At 71.5% G+C, this 19,740-nt stretch carries 20 protein-coding genes; 7 read left to right on the top strand and 13 right to left on the bottom strand.

Features of this window, described 5'->3' with window-relative positions; translation table 11 throughout:
- The coding region (locus ASG05_RS15825) for an AI-2E family transporter (protein ID WP_082486679.1) at positions 1 to 1,119 on the bottom strand (1,119 nt) is incomplete at its 3' end.
- Between the two features lie 191 nt (positions 1,120 to 1,310).
- Here ASG05_RS15825 and ASG05_RS07330 point away from each other — a divergent pair.
- Positions 1,311 to 1,862 (top strand): metallophosphoesterase, encoded by a 552-nt coding sequence (locus ASG05_RS07330; RefSeq protein ID WP_056260706.1) that lies wholly within the window; start codon positions 1,311 to 1,313, stop codon positions 1,860 to 1,862.
- Here the strand turns inward: ASG05_RS07330 and ASG05_RS07335 are convergent.
- Positions 1,859 to 2,806: a thioredoxin domain-containing protein gene (locus ASG05_RS07335; RefSeq protein WP_056259441.1), complete on the bottom strand. Its 948-nt coding sequence runs from the start codon at positions 2,804 to 2,806 to the stop codon at positions 1,859 to 1,861. The two genes, ASG05_RS07330 and ASG05_RS07335, sit on opposite strands and share 4 nt — an antisense overlap.
- A 273-nt stretch (positions 2,807 to 3,079) precedes the next feature.
- Between ASG05_RS07335 and ASG05_RS07340 the strand changes: the two genes are divergently transcribed.
- Together ASG05_RS07340 and ASG05_RS07345 are read left to right on the top strand one after the other, a co-directional pair.
- Positions 3,080 to 4,180, top strand: coding sequence for an ABC transporter ATP-binding protein (locus tag ASG05_RS07340; RefSeq protein WP_043597318.1), 1,101 nt, complete (start codon positions 3,080 to 3,082; stop codon positions 4,178 to 4,180).
- A gap of 143 nt (positions 4,181 to 4,323) precedes the next feature.
- Entirely contained in the window at positions 4,324 to 5,640 is a 1,317-nt protein-coding gene (locus ASG05_RS07345; protein WP_056259443.1) for a DUF4032 domain-containing protein, read from the top strand.
- Between the two features lie 305 nt (positions 5,641 to 5,945).
- Here the strand turns inward: ASG05_RS07345 and rlmB are convergent, their stop codons facing one another.
- From rlmB to ASG05_RS07365, 4 genes are read right to left on the bottom strand one after another with little or no spacing between them, the layout of a single operon-like run.
- The gene (gene rlmB, locus ASG05_RS07350) at positions 5,946 to 6,992 is read right to left on the bottom strand and encodes a 23S rRNA (guanosine(2251)-2'-O)-methyltransferase RlmB (protein WP_056259444.1); all 1,047 of its coding nucleotides are present in this window, start codon (positions 6,990 to 6,992) and stop codon (positions 5,946 to 5,948) included.
- Positions 6,989 to 8,407 carry a cysteine--tRNA ligase gene (gene cysS / locus ASG05_RS07355; RefSeq protein WP_056259447.1) on the bottom strand — a complete coding sequence of 473 codons (1,419 nt, stop codon included), beginning with the start codon at positions 8,405 to 8,407 and terminating at the stop codon, positions 6,989 to 6,991. Before cysS ends, rlmB begins: the two co-directional genes overlap by 4 nt.
- Positions 8,404 to 9,696, bottom strand: a complete 1,293-nt coding sequence (ispD, locus tag ASG05_RS07360; protein ID WP_056259448.1) for a 2-C-methyl-D-erythritol 4-phosphate cytidylyltransferase — start codon at positions 9,694 to 9,696, stop codon at positions 8,404 to 8,406. The genes cysS and ispD overlap by 4 nt, the downstream gene beginning before the upstream one ends.
- Positions 9,686 to 10,168, bottom strand: a complete 483-nt coding sequence (locus ASG05_RS07365) for a CarD family transcriptional regulator (RefSeq protein ID WP_043597211.1) — start codon at positions 10,166 to 10,168, stop codon at positions 9,686 to 9,688. Before ASG05_RS07365 ends, ispD begins: the two co-directional genes overlap by 11 nt.
- Positions 10,169 to 10,304: 136 nt before the next feature.
- On the opposite strand from ASG05_RS07365, the gene ASG05_RS07370 reads away from it, so the two are divergent.
- Positions 10,305 to 10,901: a hypothetical protein gene (locus ASG05_RS07370; RefSeq protein ID WP_056259450.1), complete on the top strand. Its 597-nt coding sequence runs from the start codon at positions 10,305 to 10,307 to the stop codon at positions 10,899 to 10,901.
- A gap of 116 nt (positions 10,902 to 11,017) precedes the next feature.
- Here the strand turns inward: ASG05_RS07370 and ASG05_RS07375 are convergent, their stop codons facing one another.
- Together ASG05_RS07375 and ASG05_RS07380 are read right to left on the bottom strand one after the other, a co-directional pair.
- Positions 11,018 to 11,698, bottom strand: a complete 681-nt coding sequence (locus ASG05_RS07375) for a response regulator transcription factor (RefSeq protein WP_056259452.1) — start codon at positions 11,696 to 11,698, stop codon at positions 11,018 to 11,020.
- A gap of 13 nt (positions 11,699 to 11,711) precedes the next feature.
- Positions 11,712 to 12,905 carry a cell wall metabolism sensor histidine kinase WalK gene (locus tag ASG05_RS07380; RefSeq protein WP_056259453.1) on the bottom strand — a complete coding sequence of 398 codons (1,194 nt, stop codon included), beginning with the start codon at positions 12,903 to 12,905 and terminating at the stop codon, positions 11,712 to 11,714.
- Positions 12,906 to 13,145: 240 nt separating this feature from the next.
- Here ASG05_RS07380 and phoU point away from each other — a divergent pair, with 240 nt between their 5' ends.
- Positions 13,146 to 13,799 carry a phosphate signaling complex protein PhoU gene (gene phoU / locus ASG05_RS07385; RefSeq protein ID WP_043597221.1) on the top strand — a complete coding sequence of 218 codons (654 nt, stop codon included), beginning with the start codon at positions 13,146 to 13,148 and terminating at the stop codon, positions 13,797 to 13,799.
- Between the two features lie 96 nt (positions 13,800 to 13,895).
- Entirely contained in the window at positions 13,896 to 14,429 is a 534-nt protein-coding gene (locus ASG05_RS07390) for an AAA family ATPase (protein ID WP_056259454.1), read from the top strand.
- 100 nt (positions 14,430 to 14,529) lie between these two features.
- Here the strand turns inward: ASG05_RS07390 and ASG05_RS07395 are convergent, their stop codons facing one another.
- Positions 14,530 to 15,273 (bottom strand): phosphoglyceromutase, encoded by a 744-nt coding sequence (locus tag ASG05_RS07395; protein WP_056259457.1) that lies wholly within the window; start codon positions 15,271 to 15,273, stop codon positions 14,530 to 14,532.
- Positions 15,274 to 15,314: 41 nt separating this feature from the next.
- Between ASG05_RS07395 and ASG05_RS07400 the strand changes: the two genes are divergently transcribed.
- A complete protein-coding gene (locus ASG05_RS07400; protein ID WP_056259458.1) occupies positions 15,315 to 16,091 on the top strand; it encodes a hypothetical protein in 777 nt (258 codons plus the stop codon).
- A gap of 87 nt (positions 16,092 to 16,178) precedes the next feature.
- Here the strand turns inward: ASG05_RS07400 and ASG05_RS07405 are convergent, their stop codons facing one another.
- The 4 genes from ASG05_RS07405 to ASG05_RS07420 form a co-directional block, all read right to left on the bottom strand.
- Complete coding sequence (locus tag ASG05_RS07405; RefSeq protein ID WP_056259460.1) at positions 16,179 to 17,294, bottom strand: aromatic acid exporter family protein; 1,116 nt, start codon at positions 17,292 to 17,294, stop codon at positions 16,179 to 16,181.
- A 33-nt stretch (positions 17,295 to 17,327) separates the two neighbouring features.
- A complete protein-coding gene (locus ASG05_RS07410; protein WP_369814045.1) occupies positions 17,328 to 18,566 on the bottom strand; it encodes a folate-binding protein YgfZ in 1,239 nt (412 codons plus the stop codon).
- Entirely contained in the window at positions 18,559 to 19,182 is a 624-nt protein-coding gene (locus ASG05_RS07415; RefSeq protein WP_043597230.1) for an FABP family protein, read from the bottom strand. The genes ASG05_RS07410 and ASG05_RS07415 overlap by 8 nt, the downstream gene beginning before the upstream one ends.
- A 198-nt stretch (positions 19,183 to 19,380) precedes the next feature.
- A complete protein-coding gene (locus ASG05_RS07420) occupies positions 19,381 to 19,671 on the bottom strand; it encodes a hypothetical protein (protein ID WP_056259464.1) in 291 nt (96 codons plus the stop codon).
- Between the last annotated feature and the right edge of the window lie 69 nt (positions 19,672 to 19,740).

The following is a 19,740-nucleotide window of genomic DNA, read 5'->3' on the forward strand; positions in this document are numbered from 1 at the left end:
TGGCCTCTTCTGTCGGAACATCTCGGCGGGCTCGTGCTCGCCGTTCCAGACCTGGGTGATGCCCCAGACGACGGCCATGAGCGGCACGGCGATGACGGCACCCACGACGCCGCCGAGGATCGTGCCGGCGGTCAGCGCGACCAGGATGACCAGGCCGTGCAACTGCAGCGTGCGGCCCATGAGCACCGGCTGCAGCAGGTTGCCCTCGAGCTGGTTCACGACGACGACGACGGCCACGACGGCCAGGGCCGTGCCCGGCCCGTTGGCGACGAGTGCCACGAGGGCGGCGAGGATGCCCGCTGCGGTGGCACCGACCAGCGGGATGAACGCGGTCAGGAACACGACGACGGCCAGCGGCAGCGCCAGGGGCACGCCGAGGGCGAAGAGGCCGATGCCGATGCCGACGGCGTCGACCGCGGCGACCGTCGCCGTCCCGCGCACGTAACCACCGAGGGTGGCGACCGTCTTGTCACCGATGCGACGGGCACGGGCGTAGTGCTCGCCCCGGAACGGGCGCAGCAGGAACTCCCAGATCGCGGGGCCGTCCTTGAGGAAGAAGAACAGGACGACGATCATCAGCACGAGACCGGTCGCGAAGCTGCCGACCGCCGAGGCGCCGGCCAGGGCGCCCGAGCCGAACTGCGAGCTCGTGACGAAGTCGACGGCCGCGTTGCGGGCGTCCTCGATCTGCTGGTCGCTGATCGAGAAGGGCAGGGTCGTGATCCAGTCCTGCAGCTTGTTGAAGCCCGAGGTGGCCGAGTCGACCAGCGAGCTCGCCTGGTTCTCGACCGCCCAGACGATCAGCCAGGCGACGAGGCCGAGGATGATCAGCACGGCGAACAGGGCGATCAGCGTCGCCAGCACCGAGGGCACCTTGTGACGTCGCAGGAACGCCACGACGGGCAGCATGGCCGAGGCGAAGATGAGCGCGAGCAGCACCGGCAGGGTGACGAGGCTGAGGCTCAAGAACACGTAGATGACGCCGATCGCCACGATCAGCACGGCGATGATCTGCACGGAGCGGGTCGCGAGGGTGCCGAAGGCGTCGGCCCAGAGGGAGTGCCGGACGGCGGCGTCCTCTCGGGCGGTCTCGGATTCTTGGCTGCGGAAGAGTCCCACGGTGTCGTCCTCGTTTCTGGTGGTGCGGGGGTCGAGATGGTGCCGGGCGAGGCGCGGTCGAGTGCGGCCGGGTGCCGGTGGGCTGGCAGAAGCGTCGGAGGTGATCGCCCCGACTAGGACAGCAAACCCCGCCACGACGATATCGGGCCGATCGACGCCCCGCGGCTCGACGCGCGCCTAGCGTGGAGGGCATGCCGACCACCGTCCTCGTCGTGTCCGACACCCACGTCCCGCAGAAGGCGAAGGCCGTGCCGGGGGCCGTGTGGGCCGCGGTCGAGCGCGCCGACGTCGTCGTGCACGCGGGCGACTGGACCGGCGAGCCGACGCTCGACGAGTTCGAGGCCCGCGCGCGCCTCCTGGTCGGGGTGTGGGGCAACAACGACGGCGACGGGTTGCGCGCCCGCCTGCCCGAGGTGGCGCGCCATACGGTCGACGGCGTGCGCCTGGCCGTGGTCCACGAGACCGGAGCCAAGGAGGGGCGCGAGGCCCGCATGGACCGTGCCTTCCCCGAGACGGACCTGCTGCTCTTCGGGCACAGCCACATCCCGTGGGACACCACGACCCCGGCGGGCCTGCGCCTGCTGAACCCGGGTTCGCCCACGGACCGGCGGCGCCAGCCTCACGCCAGCTACCTGACGTTGACCCTCGACGCCGGCCAGGTGCACGACGTGGTGCTGCACGAGCTGCCGGTCGCGGTGCGCGACCGCACCGGGGTGCTGCCGCACCCCCGCATGACGACCTAGCCCGCGGGCGTCTCGGCCGGCGCGGACTCGGTGGGGGTCGGCGACGGGCTGGCCGTGCCCGACTCGGTGTAGCTGTTGCCGGCCGCCGTGACGACGAAGCTGCGGAACTCCTGCACGGTGAACGGGCGGCTGCCGTCGTACTTCTGACCGTTGACGAGCACCGTCGGGGTGCCGGTCAGGGCGTCCAGGTCGCTGTTCGGGATGGGCCCGTCGATGGCGCGCTGGGTCGCCGCCGTCACCCACGACCCGAACTCGTCGTCGTCGATGCACGACGTGATGTCGCTCGCGTTCGTCACCCCGTCGACGCCCGTGGCGATGTCGGCGAGCTGCGAGTCGTCGAGGCCCCTGGTGCCTTCTTCGGGTTGCTGCTCGAACATCGCGGTGTTGAAGTCGAAGAACGAGTTCGGCGAGTAGTTCGCCACGCAGGCCGCGGCGTTGGCGGCCCGGTTGCTGTACTTCGTGCCGAGGGACTGGTTCGTCAGGATGGCGACGGGGTGGTACTCGACCGTCGCGGCGCCCGACTCGACGAGCCCGCTGATGTAGTCGTTGTTGGCCTGCTCGAACTCGCCGCAGATCGGGCAGAGGTAGTCGAGGTAGACCACGATGTCGACGGTGTCGCTCGACGCCGTGGTCGCCGAGGCGGTGGGCTCGTCGTCCGGGCCGAGGGCACCGGTCTGCACGGCCTCGAAGCCCTGGCCGATCTTGATGCCGTCGCTGGCCATGTTCGCCGGGCCGGGGCCGGCCGGACGGATGCTGTTCGTGATGACCAGGACGACGCCGACGACGATCGCGATCACCACGAGGGCGAGACCGCCCTGCAGCGCCCACTTGCCCGCTCGCTGGCGACGCTTCTGCTTCTGACGCGCGAGCTGCGCCTTCTGGCGGGCCGCCGCGCGTCGCTGGTTCTTGGTCAACGACGGGTCGTCGGGGTTCAGGTCAGTCATGGGGCTCCGGTGCGCGACGGCCTCGCATGGTCGCGTCGAGCGGGTGGTGGGGACGGTCGCCACGAGTCGTGGCCACGAAACATGGTACGAGCAGAGCCTGGCAGAAGTCCGCAGGCGCGGGCGATCACGGGGTGGAGAAGGGGTGCGCGCGTGGCGGGCCGAGACGTTTTCGTGGCATGCTTGCCGGTGGTGGTCACCGCGGACTTCTGAGGGTGATCACCGTCCATTCACAACGGATCGTCCGGCACGTACCTGCCGGTGAAGGAGAAGATCATGGCTTCGGTCACGTTCAGCAAGGCAACCCGCCTCTACCCCGGCTCCACGCGCGCCGCGGTCGACGGCATCGACCTCGAGGTCGCCGACGGCGAGTTCCTCGTGCTCGTCGGCCCCTCCGGCTGCGGCAAGTCGACCACCCTGCGCATGCTCGCCGGCCTCGAAGAGGTCAACTCGGGCGACATCTACATCGGTGACCGCAACGTCACCGACGTGCCCCCGAAGGACCGCGACATCGCGATGGTGTTCCAGAACTACGCGCTGTACCCGCACATGACGGTCGCCGAGAACATGGGCTTCGCCCTGAAGATCGCCGGCGTCGGCAAAGAAGAGCGCGCCACCCGCGTCCTCGAGGCGGCCAAGTTGCTCGACCTCGAGCCCTACCTCTCGCGCAAGCCGAAGGCCCTCTCGGGTGGCCAGCGTCAGCGCGTCGCCATGGGGCGCGCCATCGTGCGTCAGCCCCAGGTGTTCCTCATGGACGAGCCCCTGTCGAACCTCGACGCCAAGCTGCGCGTCCAGACCCGCACCCAGATCGCGTCGCTCCAGCGCCGCCTGGGCGTCACCACGGTCTACGTCACGCACGACCAGACCGAGGCCCTGACGATGGGTGACCGCATCGCGGTGCTCAAGGACGGCGTCCTGCAGCAGGTCGGCACCCCCCGCGACCTGTACGAGAAGCCGCAGAACGTCTTCGTCGCCGGCTTCATCGGCTCGCCCGCCATGAACCTGCTGCCCGCCGACGTCGTCGACGGCGGCATCCAGTTCGGCACCGCCGTCACCGCGGTCGACCGCGACACGGTCGGCCAGGCCAACGGCAAGAGCGTCACCGTGGGCGTCCGCCCCGAAGACGTGGTCGTCAACACGACCGGCGAGGGCCTCGCGGTCACCGTCGACGTCGTCGAAGAGCTCGGCGCCGACGGCTACCTCTACGGCCACACCGAGGTCGACGGCAACCGCGTCGACGTCGTCGTCCGCGTCGACGGCCGCAACCACCCCAAGCTGGGCGAGACGATCTACGTCACCCCGCAGGCGCACCACGTGCACGTCTTCGACACCGAGAGCGGCGAGCGCCTCGGCGACAAGGCCGTCGTCAGCGCGTAGCAGCACGTCGGGTCGGCCCGTCGAGTCCGCCCGGAGCATCCCTCCGGACGACACGGCGGGCCGTCCCGCGTCCGGGCCCCGCGCCTCCTGACCTCCCTCCCGCCGCCTCGTCCCAGGCGGCGCACCACGCACGAGAGGCCCCCATGCCCGACTCCCTGAACATCACCTCGGCCACCGCCGACCCGGCGCTGCTCGACCTGCCCTGGGACCTGCCGCTCGACGAGTGGCCCGACGAGGCCATCGCCACCCTGCCCAAGGGCATCTCGCGGCACCTCGTGCGCTTCGCGCACCTCAGCGGCTTCGTCATCGCCATCAAGGAGACCTCGGGCGAGATGGCCCGGGGCGAGTACGAGATGCTGCGCACGCTGCAGCGCATGGACATCCCCTGCGTGGACCCGCTGGCCGTCATCACGAACCGCCACGACGCCGACGGCTCGCCGCTCAACCCGGTGCTGGTCACGCGTCACCTCAAGTTCTCGCTGCCGTACCGGGCGCTCTACTCGCAGACCCTGCGCCCCGACACGGCCCGCCGCCTCGTCGACGCACTCGCCCTGCTGCTCGTGCGGCTGCACATCATCGGGTTCTACTGGGGTGACGTGTCGCTGTCGAACACGCTGTTCCGCCGTGACGCGGGCGCCTTCGCCGCCTACCTGGTCGACGCCGAGACCGGAAAGCTCTACCCCGGCGGCCTCTCGAACGGCCAGCGCGAGAACGACCTCGAGGTCGCCCGCGTCAACATCGCCGGCGAACTGCTCGACCTCGAGGCGGGCGGTCGACTCGACGACAACCTCGACCCCGTCGACGTCAGCAACGGCATCGTCGCCGCGTACCGCAGCCTCTGGACCGAGCTGACCGGCGCCGAGACCTTCGACAGCTCGGAGCGGTGGCGCATCAACGACCGCGTCGAGCGCCTCAACGACCTCGGCTTCGACATCGAAGAGCTGGCGATCAAGACGGCCGAGGGCGGCAGCCAGGTCAAGATCCAGCCCAAGGTGGTCGACGCCGGCCACCACTCGCGCCGCCTGCTGCGCCTCACCGGGCTCGACGTCGAGGAGAACCAGGCGCGCCGCCTGCTCAACGACCTCGACGCCTACCGCATGCGCACCGACCAGTCGGACTCCGACGAAGAGATGATCGCCCACGAGTGGGCCTCGCGGGTCTTCGAACCCGTGGTCCGGTCGATCCCCCGCGACCTGCGCGGTCGTCTCGAACCGGCCGAGGTGTTCCACCAGCTGCTCGAGCACCGCTGGTACCAGTCGCAGGCCGAGAACCGCGACGTGCCGATCGCCGAGGCGCTCACCTCGTACATCAACGACGTGTTGCGCCACCGCCGTGACGAGCAGATGGTCATCGAGCCCGCGACCGAGTCGATCTCGCTGCCCGAGGCCGCCCTGCTCGAGGCCGACGAGGCCGGCGCCGACGAGGCCGAAGCCGAAGAGGACTGGCGCACCAAGGTCTGAGCACGGTTCCGGCGCCGCATGGCCGCGCGGCAGCCTGCCGCCCGGCGCGGGCCTCGTCCAGCCTCGTGCGGTCCGCGGACCCGGCTTCGCCCCGTCGGCATCCGTGAAACCCGGTTCCGAACGATGAACCCCGTTCCTTCTGGGTTCATCGTTCGAAACCGGGTTCATCGCTGATCCTGTACGTACCGCATCGAGCCGGAGGCGACGTCAGCCTGCCCCGCGCGAGCCGCGTCGAACGCAGGAGGCGCGGGTCGGCACCCGGCCGACCCGCGCCTCCTCGAGGCCCCGCCTCGCGGGGGTGTGCGCTACTTCTTCTTGCGCTCGGCGCGCAGTTTCGAGATCTCGTACAGCGTGACGGACGCGGCGATGCCGGCGTTGAGCGACTCGACGGCGCCGCTGATCGGCACCGACACGATCGCGTCGCAGGTCTCGGCGACGATGCGCGACAGGCCCTTGCCCTCGCTGCCGACGACGACCACGATCGGGCGGTCGGCGAGCTCGAGGCCGGGGAGCATGACGTCGCCGTCGCCGTCGAGGCCGACGACGAACACGCCCTGCTCTTTGTACGACTTGAGGGTCTGCGTCAGGTTCGACGCCATGGCGACCGGGATGCGTGCGGCCGCACCGGCCGAGGTCTTCCAGGCCGAGGCGGTGAGGCCGACCGACCGGCGCTGCGGGACGATGACGCCCTGCCCGCCGAACGCGGCCACCGAGCGGATGATCGCCCCGAGGTTGCGCGGGTCGGTGATGCCGTCGAGCGCGACGAAGAGCGGCTTCTGCTGACGCTTGACCGCCGCCTCGAGCATGTCGACGGGGTGGGCGTACTCGTACGGCGGCACCTTGAGCGCCACGCCCTGGTGCACGGAGTCGTGACCCGTGATGCGGTCGAGCTCGGGGCGCATGACCTCGAGGATCGGCAGGCCGCGACGGGTCGCGAGCTGCAGGATCTCTTTGGTGCGCTCGTCCATCTCGATGCGGGCGGCGATGTACAGCGTCGTCGCCGGGATGCGCGTCCGCAGGGCCTCGACGACCGAGTTGCGACCGGTGACCATCTCGTGGTCGTCGGCCGACTTCGGACGACGACGGGGCGCGTCGGGCCCGCCGCGACCGGCGATCGGCGACCCGGCGCGAGGGCCGGCCCCGCCGCGGCCACGGGCCGCCTCGAGCCGCTCACGCGCCGCCTTCGCCTTGCCCGCGGGGTGGTACGGGCGGTCCTCGGCGGCCGGGGTGGGCTTCTTGCCCTCGAGGGCCTGGCGCCCCTGCCCGCCGCTGCCGACCTGCTTGCCCTTGCTGCCCTGACGCACGGCACTGCTGCCGGGACGGCCCTTGCGTGCTCCGCTGGTGTTCTTCACTGTTCGAGGCTCCAATGCGACCCGCTGGGGGTGTCTTCGATGGTGATGCCGGCGCCCGTCAGGACGCCCCTGATCTCGTCGGCCCGCGAGAAGTCGCGATCGGCCCGGGCTTGCTGGCGTTCGGCCAAGAGTACGTCGACCAGCGTGCCGAGCGCGCGGTGCGCGTCGACCTCGTCGCCCGCCCGCCACTCGGGAGCCGTCGGGTCGATGCCGAGCACGGCCACCATGGCGGCCACGTGCTGCCAGGCCCGCGCCGCGGTGTCGAGGTCGCCGTCGTCGAGGGCCACGTTGCCGGCACGCACGGTGTCGTGCAGCACGGCGACGGCCTGGGGCACGTTGAGGTCGTCGTCCATCGCCTCGCCGAACTCGTCGGGCACGACGCGGGCTCCGACCCCGGCGAAGCGGGTGTCGGCCAGGCGCCGCTGGGCCCGTTCGAGGAAGGTCTCGACGCGGTCGAGCGCGGCCTCGGCCTCGAGCAGCGCACCCTCGTGGTAGTCGATGGTCGACCGGTAGTGCGCGGCGCTGAAGAAGTAGCGCACGACCACGGGCCGGGCCTGCGCCAGGAAGTCGGCGGCGAAGATCGAGTTGCCGAGCGACTTCGACATCTTCTGGCCCTCGACGGCGACGAGGCCGTTGTGCAGCCAGTACGACGTGAAGTCCATGCCCGCCGCGGTCGACTGGGCGAGCTCGTTCTCGTGGTGCGGGAACCTCAGGTCGAGGCCGCCACCGTGGATGTCGAAGGCCCGACCGAGGTACCGTGCCGACATCGCCGAGCACTCGATGTGCCACCCGGGGCGCCCCTCGCCCCAGGGCGACGCCCACGAGGCGGACTCGGGCTCGCCGGCCTTGTGGCCCTTCCAGAGCGCGAAGTCGCGCGGATCGCGTTTGCCGCGGGGGTCGGCGTCGGTCGCCGGGGCCATGTCGTCGACCGACTGGTTCGTCAGCGCGCCGTAGGTGGGCCAGCTCGTCGTGTCGAAGTAGACGTCGCCCGAGGCGTCGGGGGCGACGTAGGCGTGCCCCTTCTCGAGCAGGGTCGTGACGATCTGCTGCATCTCGCTGACGCTGGCGGTCGCTCGGGGTTCGTAGGTCGGCGCCTGGATGCCGAGCGCCTGGTAGCCCGCGGTGAACTCGAGCTCGTACCGGTAGGCACGGGCCCACCACTCTTCGGTGGTGTCGGCCGCCAGGGCGAGGATCTTGTCGTCGATGTCGGTGACGTTGCGCACCAGGGTCACGTCGAGGCCGCGGTAGGTGAACCAGCGGCGCCAGAGGTCGTAGACGAGTGCCGAGCGCAGGTGCCCGATGTGGGGCGACGACTGCACGGTCGGGCCGCAGACGTACAGCCCGACCTGGCCGGGGACGAGCGGGACGAAGTCGACGAGCGCCTGCTGACGGGAGTCGTAGAGCCTGATGGTCACGTGATCAGCCTATTTGACGCAGGGCCGGTGGCCTCGCTCGTGACGAGGGCCGTCGCGATGACGGCCACGCCCTCGCCCCGGCCGGTGAAGCCGAGCCCGTCGGTCGTTGTCGCCGAGACACTGACCGGGGCACCGACCACGCGGGTCAGCGCGTCTTGCATCTCGACCCGCCTCGACGAGAGCCGGGGCCGGTTGCCGACGACCTGGACGGCGACGTTCACCGGCGCCGCCCCCGCGGCCGCGAGCAGCTCGAGGGTCGCGGTGAGAAACACGTCACCCGACGCCCCGGCGAAGCGGGGGTCGTCGGTGCCGAAGCTCGACCCGATGTCGCCGAGCCCGGCGGCCGACAGCAGCGCGTCGACGATCGCGTGGGCGACCGCGTCGCCGTCGCTGTGGCCCGCGAGGCCCGCCTCCCCGGCGAAGTGCAGCAGCCCGAGGTGCATCGGCTGGGTCGCGTCGTACGCGTGGACGTCGGTGCCGACCCCGGTCAGGAGGCGCGGGCCCGGTCGACCGGACGCCTCCCGCCCCGGCGCACCCGCCTCGCCCTCGGCGACGATCGTCTCGGCACGACGCAAGTCCCACGGGGTGGTGATCTTGAAGGCCACCGGGTCGCCCGCCACGACGCGGACGCGGTGGCCGGCGGCGGCGAAGAGCGCGGCGTCGTCGGTGTGCTCGACCGAGGCCTCGGCGTAGGCGCGCTCGAGGGCGCCTCGGGGAAAGCCCTGCGGCGTCTGCATGGCGACGAGCTCGCTGCGGTCGACGGTGTCGACGACGAAGGCGGCGTCGGCGTCGACCCGCTTGATCGTGTCGGTCACCGCGAGACCCGGCACGACGCCGTCACCCGTCGACTCGACGGTGCCGGCCACGAGGTCGAACTGGGCGGTGGGGGTGAAGGGTCGGGCACAGTCGTGCACCAGGACGGTCTCGACGTCGGGGCCGAGGGCCGTCAGGCCCGCCGCGACGGACTGCTGGCGCGTGTCGCCCCCCACGACGACCGAGGCGTAGCCCCGGGCGGGACCGGCGACGGCGTGCACGAGCGCGCGGGACTCGTCGACGAGCGCCTCGGGGACCACGACGACGACCTGCGTCGGGACGGCCGAGGCGAAGACGGCGTCGAGCGACCGTTCGAGGATGCTGCGACCCGCGACCTCGACGAACGCCTTGGGCCGGCCGAGCGCGAGGCGGGTGCCACTGCCCGCCGCAACGACGACGACCGCCCGACCGACGCCGGACGGGGTGTGGACCCCACCGTCGCCGACCGAGCGGTCGTCGGGAGTGCTAGGACGCAAGGACCTCGTCGAGGACGCTCGACGCCTTCTCTTCGTCGGTCTTCTCGGCGAGCGCGAGCTCGCTGATCAGGATCTGACGGGCCTTGGCGAGCATGCGCTTCTCGCCGGCCGAGAGGCCGCGGTCCTGGTCGCGGCGCCAGAGGTCGCGGACGACCTCGGACACTTTGATGACGTCACCGCTGGCGAGCTTCTCGAGGTTCGCCTTGTAGCGGCGCGACCAGTTGGTCGGCTCTTCGGTGAAGGGGGCGCGGAGCACGTCGAAGACGCGGTCCAACCCCTCTTTGCCGATGACGTCTCGCACGCCGACCAGGTCGACGTTGTCTGCGGGTACTTCGATGGTCAGATCACCCTGGGTGACGCGAAGCTTGAGGTACAGCTTCTCTTCGCCCTTGATGATCCGCTTCTTGACTTCTGAGATTGTCGCTGCCCCGTGGTGCGGGTATACAACGGTCTCGCCGACCTCGAACTGCATGAATCAGGCTCCATTCTGCGACACCCAGGATACCATAAGGACTCGTTGGTAAGGCTGCCCTAACGAACCGACCCCCGTGGGCGCGGATAAGCTGGGCTCCGGACGTTTGTCGTGACGCTGATCCTGGAGGACACCTGTGCGAGCCCCATCCCTGAAGTCTCGCGGACTGACGACGCGCGTCGTCTCGGCCGCCGCCGTCGGCGCCGTGGTCGTCCTGACCGCCGCCGGGTGCAACTTCATCAGCCCGCAGGCCACGACCAAGCAGTACGACGCGAGCGACGGCTACAGCGTGAACGTCGGCTCGATCCAGGTGCGCAACGCCATCCTCCTCACGGCTCGCGAGGGCGACGGCGACACCGCCAGCCTGAGCATGGTCGTCCTCAACACGAGCGACGAGGCCGCGCAGGTCTCGTTCGAGTACCCGACCACCTCGGGCAAGCAGACGCAGACGATCGAGGTCGACGGCTCGTCCAAGGTCGAGCTCGGCACCGAGCCCGGCCAGGACCAGTTCATCATCGACTCGCTCGACTCCGACCCGGGCGCCCTGGTGCCCGTGTTCGTCCAGTACGGCACCGAGACCGGCAAGTCGTTCAACGTCCCCGTCCTGACGGGCGCTCTCTCCGAGTACGCCACGCTGCTGCCCTCCCCCACGCCGTCCTCCGACCCCACGGTCGAGTCGACCCCGCTGGTCGAGGCGACCGAGCAGGCACCGTCGTCGTCGCCGACGCCGTAGCGACCCCCCACCGACAGCCGAGAGGCCCGGCCCGCCGTGTGCGGTGCCGGGCCTCTCGCGCGTGAGGCGACCCGCGCCTCCCGGGTTCTCGCCGGGGAGGCGCGGGCGCCGACCGGTCAGGCCTCGATGCGGTAGCCGAGGCCGCGCACGGTGACCAGGGCCTTCGGCTCGGACGGGACGGCCTCGATCTTCGAGCGGATGCGCTTGATGTGCACGTCGAGGGTCTTGGTGTCGCCGAAGTAGTCGGAGCCCCAGACCCGGTCGATGAGCTGCCCGCGGGTGAGCACCCGGCCGGCGTTGCGCATGAGCAGCTCGAGCAGCTCGAACTCCTTCAGGGGCATGGCGACGTCGGTGCCGCGGACCGACACGACGTGCCGCTCGACGTCCATGCGGATCTCCCCCGCCTCGAGCATCGAGTCGGACAGGTCGTCGGGGTCGACCCGACGACGCAGCACGGCCCGGATGCGCGCGAGCAGCTCGCGAGTCGAATACGGCTTGGTCACGTAGTCGTCGGCGCCGAGCTCGAGGCCGACCACGATGTCGACCTCGCTGTCCTTCGCCGTCAGCATGACGATCGGCACCTGCGACTTCGTGCGGATGATGCGGCAGACCTCGGTGCCCGGGATGCCCGGCAGCATGAGGTCGAGCAGCACGAGGTCGGCTCCGGTCTTGTCGAAGGCGGCGACGGCGCCCGGGCCGTCCTCGGCCACCGTCACCTGGTAGCCCTCGCGCTGCAGGATGAAGGCGAGCGGCTCGCTGAGGGACTCTTCGTCCTCGACGATCAAGATGTGGGTCATCGGGTCTCCATGGTCATCGTGTCTCTTGGTGCTCGGGCCGCGGGGCGGCCGTGGTCGGGATCGACCGGGTGACGGGTTCGACCTCGGCGGACGGCAGGCGCAGCGTGAAGGTCGACCCCTTGCCGACCTGCGACCAGACGCGGACGTCGCCGCCGTGGTTCTGCACCACGTGCTTGACGATCGCGAGGCCGAGGCCGGTGCCGCCGGTGCGACGGGACCGGGCCGGGTCGACGCGGTAGAACCGCTCGAAGACGCGGTCGAGTTCGTCGTCGGGGATGCCGTAGCCCTGGTCGGTCACGGCGATCTCGACGACGCCGCCCTGGTCGACCGTGGCGCCGATGCCGACCCGCGACCCGTCGGGCGAGTAGTTGATGGCGTTCGCCACGAGGTTGTCGACGGCCGTGACGAGCATCGCCTGGTCGCCGACGACGTGCGCGTGCTTGCCGCCCCGCACGACGAGGTCGATGCCCCGCGCCTCGGCGCCCACCCGGTTGCGGTCCACGGCCGTGTCGACCACGTCGCGCACGTCGATCGGCTCGGCGGTCTCGAGCGCGTCGGTCGCCTGCAGGCGCGAGAGCTCGATGATGTCTTGCGTGAGACGGCCGAGCCGCCCGGCCTCGCGGGTCAGGCGCGCGGCGAAGTGCCGCACCTGCTCGGGGTCGGCCGAGGCGGACTCGAGGGCCTCGGCGAGCAGGCCGACGGCGCCGATCGGCGTCTTGAGCTCGTGGCTGATGTTGGCGACGAAGTCGCGGCGCATGTCGTCGAGCCGGCGCCCCTCGGTGCGGTCCTCGGCGAGCAGCAGCACGAAGCGACCCCCGAGGGCGGCCGCCCGAACGTGCACCGCGATGGTGGCCTCGCTGCCGGGCAACCGCGGCAACGTCAGTTCTTCGACGACGGGGTCGCCGTGCCGGCGGACGTCGTTGACGATGGTCTCGAGCTCGGGGTGCACGAGGTGTTGCTGCGCCGAGACCAGGCCGAGCTGCCGGGCCGCGGCCGAGGCCTTGAGCACGTTGCCCGACGGGTCGACCACGAGCCCGGCGGACTCGAGCGCGTCGAGCACGGCGTCGATGCCGTCGGGCAGGGCGACGTCGACGAGCGCCGCGGCTCGCACGGCGCGTCGGTGGGCCGAGACGACGACCAGCACGATGGCGGCACCGACGACGACCCCGAAGGCCAGCGACAACGGCACCAGCCAGGCGGATTCCATGTCGTTCACAGTAGTGACCCCCCGGCCCGTCGATGAACGGGAGGTCGTCCCATCCGCTGTACTTTGGTCAGAGTTCAGGCGGCGATCACCGGTCGTTAACCTTCACCGGAGAGCATCGTCGGGACTGTGCGGGCGACTCACGCCCTCACGTCACGAGCCGAGGGCGCGCCCCGCACCCCGCTCGCAGCCACCGTGCTCCCAGGGCCACCGAGCCCCCACGACGAGAGGGTCGAACACGACATGCGCGAGGTATTCCAGCAGGAACTCCTGGAGGTGCAGGAGCGTCTCGTCGAGATCGCCGGCCTCGTCGCCGTCTCGATCGCGAACGCGACCACGGCCTTCAACGAGTCGAACGTCTCGTTGGCCGAGCAGGTCATCGCCGACGACGACAAGATCGACGAGCGCGCCATCGCCCTCGACGAGCTGGCCATCGACATCCTGGCCCGCCAGAACCCGGTCGCCCGCGACCTGCGCATCGTCGTCAGCGCCCTGCGCATCAGCGCCTCGCTCGAGCGCATGGGCGACATGGCCGAGCACATCGCCCAGCTCGCCCGCTACCGGTTCCCCGAGAAGGTCGTGCCGAAGTCGCTGCGCCCGACCTTCAAAGAGCTGGGCGAGCTCGACGTCGCCATCGCGAACAAGCTCACCGAGCTGCTGACCACCGAAGACGTGCGCCTGGCGGAAGAGATCCGCAACGACGACGACCGCATCGACGAGCTGCACCTCAGCGTCTTCGACAAGGTGCTCGGCGAGACCTGGAAGGGCGCAGCCGTCGACACCGTCGACTCGACCCTCGCGTCGCGCTACCACGAGCGCTTCGCCGACCACGCCGTGTCGATCGCCAAGAAGGTCCAGTACCTCGCCACCGGCGACTGGGTCGCCCCCGAGGTCTGATCACCGGCTGACCTGCAGGAGGCGCGGTGCCCGGTCGTCGGGCACCGCGCCTCCTCGCGTTCGGTCGCGGCCCTCGCGGTCCGCGAGGATGGGGGCATGGCTTCAGTCGCGATCCTCGTCAACGGTCTGCCCGGATCGGGCAAGACCACCCTCTCGGCCACGCTCGCCGGCGTGCTCGGCTGCCCGCTGCTCGCGAAGGACCCGGTCAAGGAGGCGCTGGTCGACCTGGCCGGGCCGATGATCGATCCGCACGCCCTCGGTGGCATCGCGATGGACGCCGTCTGGGCGATGGCGGGCGAGGTCGAGGCGGGCGTGGTGGTCGACTCGTTCTGGCACCGCGACCGCGACCTCGACCTCGCGCGCGCCGGCGTCGAGCGCGCCGGATCGCCCCGCACGGTCGAGGTGTGGTGCGACGTCGACCCCGAGGTGGCCCTGCAGCGCGTGGTCGACCGGCTCGCGGCCGGCGGTCGACACCCGGCGCACGGCACGGTCGAGTCGGCTCGGGCCGCCTGGCCGACGTGGGCGGCCGGCGCCGAACCGCTCGGCGAGTGGCCCGTGATCCGCGTCGACACCAGCGCTCCCGTCGACATGGACGACCTTGTGATGCAGATCAGCGCGCGCTTCGTCTGACCGTCGCCTCGCGGCGCTGACTCGCGGCGCCGACTCGCACCGACGACGGCGCCCCACGACCCGGGCAACGGGTCGTGGGGCGCGGGGTCTTCGGCAGGCGCTATTTCTTGCCCTGGTTCGCGACCGCGGCAGCACCGGCGGCGGCGGCCTCGGGGTCGAGGTAGCGGGCCGGGCCGGTCGGCACGAAGTCGTCGTCGAGCTCGTAGACGAGCGGGATGCCCGTGGGGATGTTCAGCTCGGCGATCTCGTCGTCGCTGATGCCGTCGAGGTGCTTCACGAGCGCTCGCAGCGAGTTGCCGTGCGCGACGACGAGGGTGACGTCACCCGCGGCCAGGCTCTCGGTGATGTCGCTGTGCCAGTAGGGCAGCATGCGATCGATCACGAGGGCCAGGGACTCGGTGCGCGGTGCGTCGATGCCGAGCTCGGCGTAGCGCTGGTCGTGCGCCTGCGAGAACTCGCTGTCGTCGTCGAGCGGGGGCGGCGGAACGTCGAACGAGCGACGCCAGGTCTGGAACTGCTCGGGGCCGTACTGCTCGAGCGTCTGAGCCTTGTCCTTGCCCTGCAGCGCACCGTAGTGGCGCTCGTTGAGACGCCAGGAGCGTTTGACGTCGATCCAGAGGCGGTCGGCCTCCTCGAGGGCGATGTCGGCGGTCTGGATGGCGCGGGTCAGGCGCGACGTGTAGAGGATGTCGGGCAGCAGGTCGGCCTCGAGCAGCAGCTCGCCGGCACGCTTGGCCTCGGCACGGCCCTGCTCGGTGAGCCGCACGTCGACCCATCCGGTGAAGAGGTTCTTCGCGTTCCATTCGCTGTTGCCGTGACGCAGGAGGATGAGGGTCGAAGTCATGCCGCCAGCGTATCGCGACGCTCCGATGGCAGACTCGGTGCATGCCCATCGGTTCCGTCACGCGCGGCACGACCGGCACCAACCGGCTCCGCCGTGTCGACCGCTGGATCGCCGCCCACCCGTCGTTCCGGCGCACGGACGACCCGCTGGTCGTCGACCTGGGGTACGGCGCGAGCGCGACGACTCCCCTCGAACTGCACCAGCGCCTCCTGCGGGTCCGCGACGACGTCGAGGTCGTCGGCATCGAGATCGAGCCGGAGCGCGTGCGGCTCGCGAGCCTGTCGGCGCGCCCCGGGGTGAGCTTCCGGCGGGGCGGGTTCGAGGTGCCGCTCGACGGCGACCGACGGCCGGCGGTGATCCGGGCGTTCAACGTGCTGCGGCAGTACGACGAGTCGCAGGTGGCCGACGCCTGGGCGTTGATGACGGGGCGCCTGCAGCCCGGCGGCGTGCTCGTCGAGGGCACCTGCAACGAGGTGGGCCGCGTGGCGAGCTGGGTCGACGTGACGCCCGAGGGGCCGACGACGTTCACGATCTCGTTGCGGCTCGCCGGGCTCGAGCTGCCGTCGGTGGTGGCCGAACGCCTGCCCAAGGCGCTGATCCACCGCAACGTGCCGGGCGAGCGCGTCCACGACCTGCTCGTCGACCTCGACCGGCAGTGGGCGGTCGCCGCCCCGCTCTCGGTCTACGGGCCGGTGCAACGGTGGCTCGCGACGGTGCAGGGGCTGCGCGACGCGGGCTGGCCCGTGCAGGGCGGCCGGACGCGGTGGCGGCTCGGCGAGCTGTCGGTGCCCTGGGCGGCGGTCGCACCGCGCCCGTGAGCGGCTGTCGCGTGCGGGACGGGCGCGGGACGGGCGCACGACGGCCCCACGACTCGTCAGGCACGCGAGCAGCGGGCGCGCGACGCGTCAGACGCGTGCGAGCCGGGCTCGGGCCTCGTCGTGGTCGAGCCCCGTGGCCATCAGCAGGTCGACGAGCAGCGGTCGCATCATCAGCACGACGATCGCCTCGGTGACGGGTGCGCCGGGCAGCACGACGGTCGGGTCGAGCCGCCGGGCCACCGCCGTCAGGGCCTCGCGGGCGACGGGCCGCTGTTCGACGTCGTGGACCGATCGGCCGAGCACCGCGACGGCTCGCGCGGTCGAGTCGAGCAGGTCGGCCAGCGCCGACCGGTCGACGCCGTCGCCGAGCTGGGTGTCGAGGCGCCTGGCGACCACCCGGAGGTTGCGGACGGCGAGGTCGACGTAGCGCCGCACCGTCGCCTGCTGTCGCAGGTCGGGCAGGCGCGACCGCAAGAACGGCGACAGCCGCGCGATCGACTGCGCCGACTCGAGCGTCGACGACCAGTCGTCGAGCACGGGCTGCGTGCCCCGCAGGCGGCCGAGGGCGTCGTCGGCCCGGGGCGCGTCGTCGGTGCGCAGCGCCGCGACGAGCGCGGTGAAGGCGTGGTCGACCTCGTCGAACAGCCGCCGGGCGTCGTAGCGGGCGAGCCCGACCGGGTCGCGGGGCACGACGGCCGTGACGAGCAGGGCCACCGTTCCCCCGACGGCTCCGTCGATGCTGCGGACGAAGGCCCCGCCGTCGGGGTCGGGCAGCAGCATGACGAGCATCGACTGGGTCGCGGCCGCGACGGCGAACGCGCTGCTCGACGAGAAGAACCGCGCGACCAGCAGGGTCACGAAGAGGACGAGGGCGATCTGCCACAGGCCTTTGCCGACGATCATCAGCAGCATCTCGCTGAGGGCGATGCCGATCAGCACGCCGACCGCGTTCTCGAGCACGCGACGCGGGCGGGCGTCGCGGGCGAGGCCGAGCGACGAGATCGTGATGGTCACGGCCAGCAGCGGGATCGCGTGCCCGAGGGCGTAGTGCGTGATCGCGTACGCGCCGGCGACCGCGAGCACGATCTGCACGACGGCCGGCCCCGACGCGATCGTGCGGGCCGTGGCGTCCCTCAGGTCGAAGGACGAGGAGGCGCGGTGCCAGCCGCGTCGCAGCCCGCCGCCGCGCGTCGGCCCGGTCACGACCGGGCCCGCGTGCGCTGCCTCACCGGGCCGTCAGCGACGGACGGCGCCGAGGCGCGGCAGCCGCGGCACGCCCGCGGCGGCGCCGGCCGAGGCGGGCACGACGATCTCTTGCGCGGCGGCGACGAGGAGGTCGTCGGCCACGACCGCGAGCGGTGCCGCCTCGTCGGTGCCGCGCTTGACGAGGGCGAGCGCGATCGGACCGAGCTCGTGGTGCAGGGCGACGCTCGTGACGTGACCCACCGACTTGGGCGCGGCGGCCTCGGGGGCCTCGGCCGCGCCTCCTGCGGTCTCGACCTTTGGCACGACGTCGGCCGTGGCGGACGGGGCCAGGACGACCTCGGCACCGCGCTCGGGCAGCACGCCGTCGCTGCCGTCGAGGTGCAGCATGACGAGCCGTCGAGGCGGGTGGCCGATGTTGTGCACCTTGGCGACGGTCTCTTGGCCGCGGTAGCACCCCTTGGCGAGGTGCACGGCACTGCGCATCCAGTCGAGCTCGTGCGGGATGGTCCGCTCGTCGACCTCGGTCGCCAGGCGCGGGCGCCAGGCCTCGATGCGCAGGGCCTCGAGCGCGAGGGTGCCCGCGACGGCGAGGCGGTCGGCGGGCAGGGCCGCGAGCGCGTCGAGGTCGGAGCGTCGCACGAGGGTCTCGCGGTAGGTCCAGTCGTGACCGGGGTGGTGGTCCGGGTCGGCGTAGCTGTGACCGCCGACCGTCACCTCGTGCCAGGGGTCGACCCAGACCAGCGCCGTGTCGTTCGAGGTCATGACCGGGACGAGCGGGTCGGTGCCGTCGGCACCGCCGGTCAGGTCGTGCATCGAGCCGATCGTCGCGACGTCGCCCGTGCGGTCGGCCACCTCGACGCGCAGCATGAAGCGCATCCGGTCGAGCCAGGTGCCGAGGGGGCCGACCTCGGAGCGTTCGACGAGCAGCCATGCCGTCTCGCCGTCGTCGACGACGCGGGCGGCGTGCTCGAGCCGGCCGTTGGCGTCGAGCAACAGGGTCTCGGTCGAGACGCCGGGTGCCAGGCCGACGAGCGCCTGGCTGGTCAGCGAGTTCAGCCAGCTGAGCCGATCGGGCCCGGTGACCGTCAATACGCCGCGGTCGGAGAGGTCGACGACCGCGGCCCCACGAGCCAGCCGGCGTTGCTCGCCGAGCGGGTTGCCGTAGTGCGCGGCGACGCCCGACCCGTCGTCGACGAAGCCGTCGCGCACCGAGAACGGCGACACCGCAGGAGGCGCGGCGTCGGTGGTGGGACCGCCTGCGTCAGTCAACGCGCGCCAGCTGCCCCGACGCGTGCGAGCGCAGTTCTTGCCCGAGGGCCGCGATGTCCCACGCCCAGAAGAGCTTGCCCTCGACCAGGCCGTACATGCGGGTGGCGGCCGAGTACTCCTTCGCGTTGCTCGACCGGACGACGGCGTCGGTGGCCAGGTCGATGCGAGGCCCCTTCACCCGCCCGAGGTAGAGCTCGTTGACGCCGGTCGGGTGGGCGATCTGCACCTCGAGGCCGAAGCCGTCGTCGGGCGTCCGCAGGATCTCGACGGCGCGTGCCGAGGTGAACGGCTGCACGCCGACGCCCGGCAGCATGCCGGGTCCCCGGTCGCCCGGCTCGGCCGGTCGCTCGAGTCGCCAGTAGCCGGTCTCGCTCGTCAGCGGCGTGTGCTCGTCGTCGAGCAGCCAGGTGAACGAGCTGTAGTTCAAGAAGGGCAGGCCGTCGTGGCTGAAGCTGATGCGCTGCCCGAACTCGTGGGTGCGCCGCTCGGTGCCCGGCTCGGAGTCGGGGTCGCCCTCGCCGATCTTGTAGTCGACGACGCCGGTGCCCTGCCAGACGCCGATCAACCACGAAAGGGGGACGAGCTCGGACGGGAGGTCGGTGGGGATGTCGATCATGGAGCGGTCAGCGCCGTCGCCCGAGCGTCAACGCTGCCCCTTGAACAGCTTGAGCAGGACGACGACCGAGACGAAGCCGATGGCGAGGGTGGCGAGGCCGAGGAGCCCGATGTAGAACACCTCGAGTGCGAGCAGGGAATCCATGACGTCGAGCCTACCCGGCGACCACCAGGGTGCCCAGCCCTTCGGGGCGACCGTTCAGACGAGGGCGAGGACGCCGGTGACGACGGCGAGGATCACCAGGCTGCCGCAGGTGCTGAGCATCGTGCGCGAGACGAGGCCGTCCTTCTGGCTGGTGGCGAGCTGTAGCACGAAGGTCAGCACGATGGCGCCGCCGAGGGCGAGCACGACGTGGTCCCAGTACTCGGCGGCGGGTGAGTACACGCCGATCAGCACGGCCGCGACGAGCGAGGCCACCCACACCGGCACGACCGTGATCGGCTTGAGTCGCGCCGTCGTCGCGTCGACGTCTCGTTCGCCTGCCTGCACGGTCCACCCCTCGTTCGTGTCCGCCCTTCTGCCGACCTGCCCTAGCATCGGATGGTCGGAGTGGCGGGG

The organism is Frigoribacterium sp. Leaf186 (assembly GCF_001423905.1).
Classification (GTDB): domain Bacteria; phylum Actinomycetota; class Actinomycetes; order Actinomycetales; family Microbacteriaceae; genus Frigoribacterium.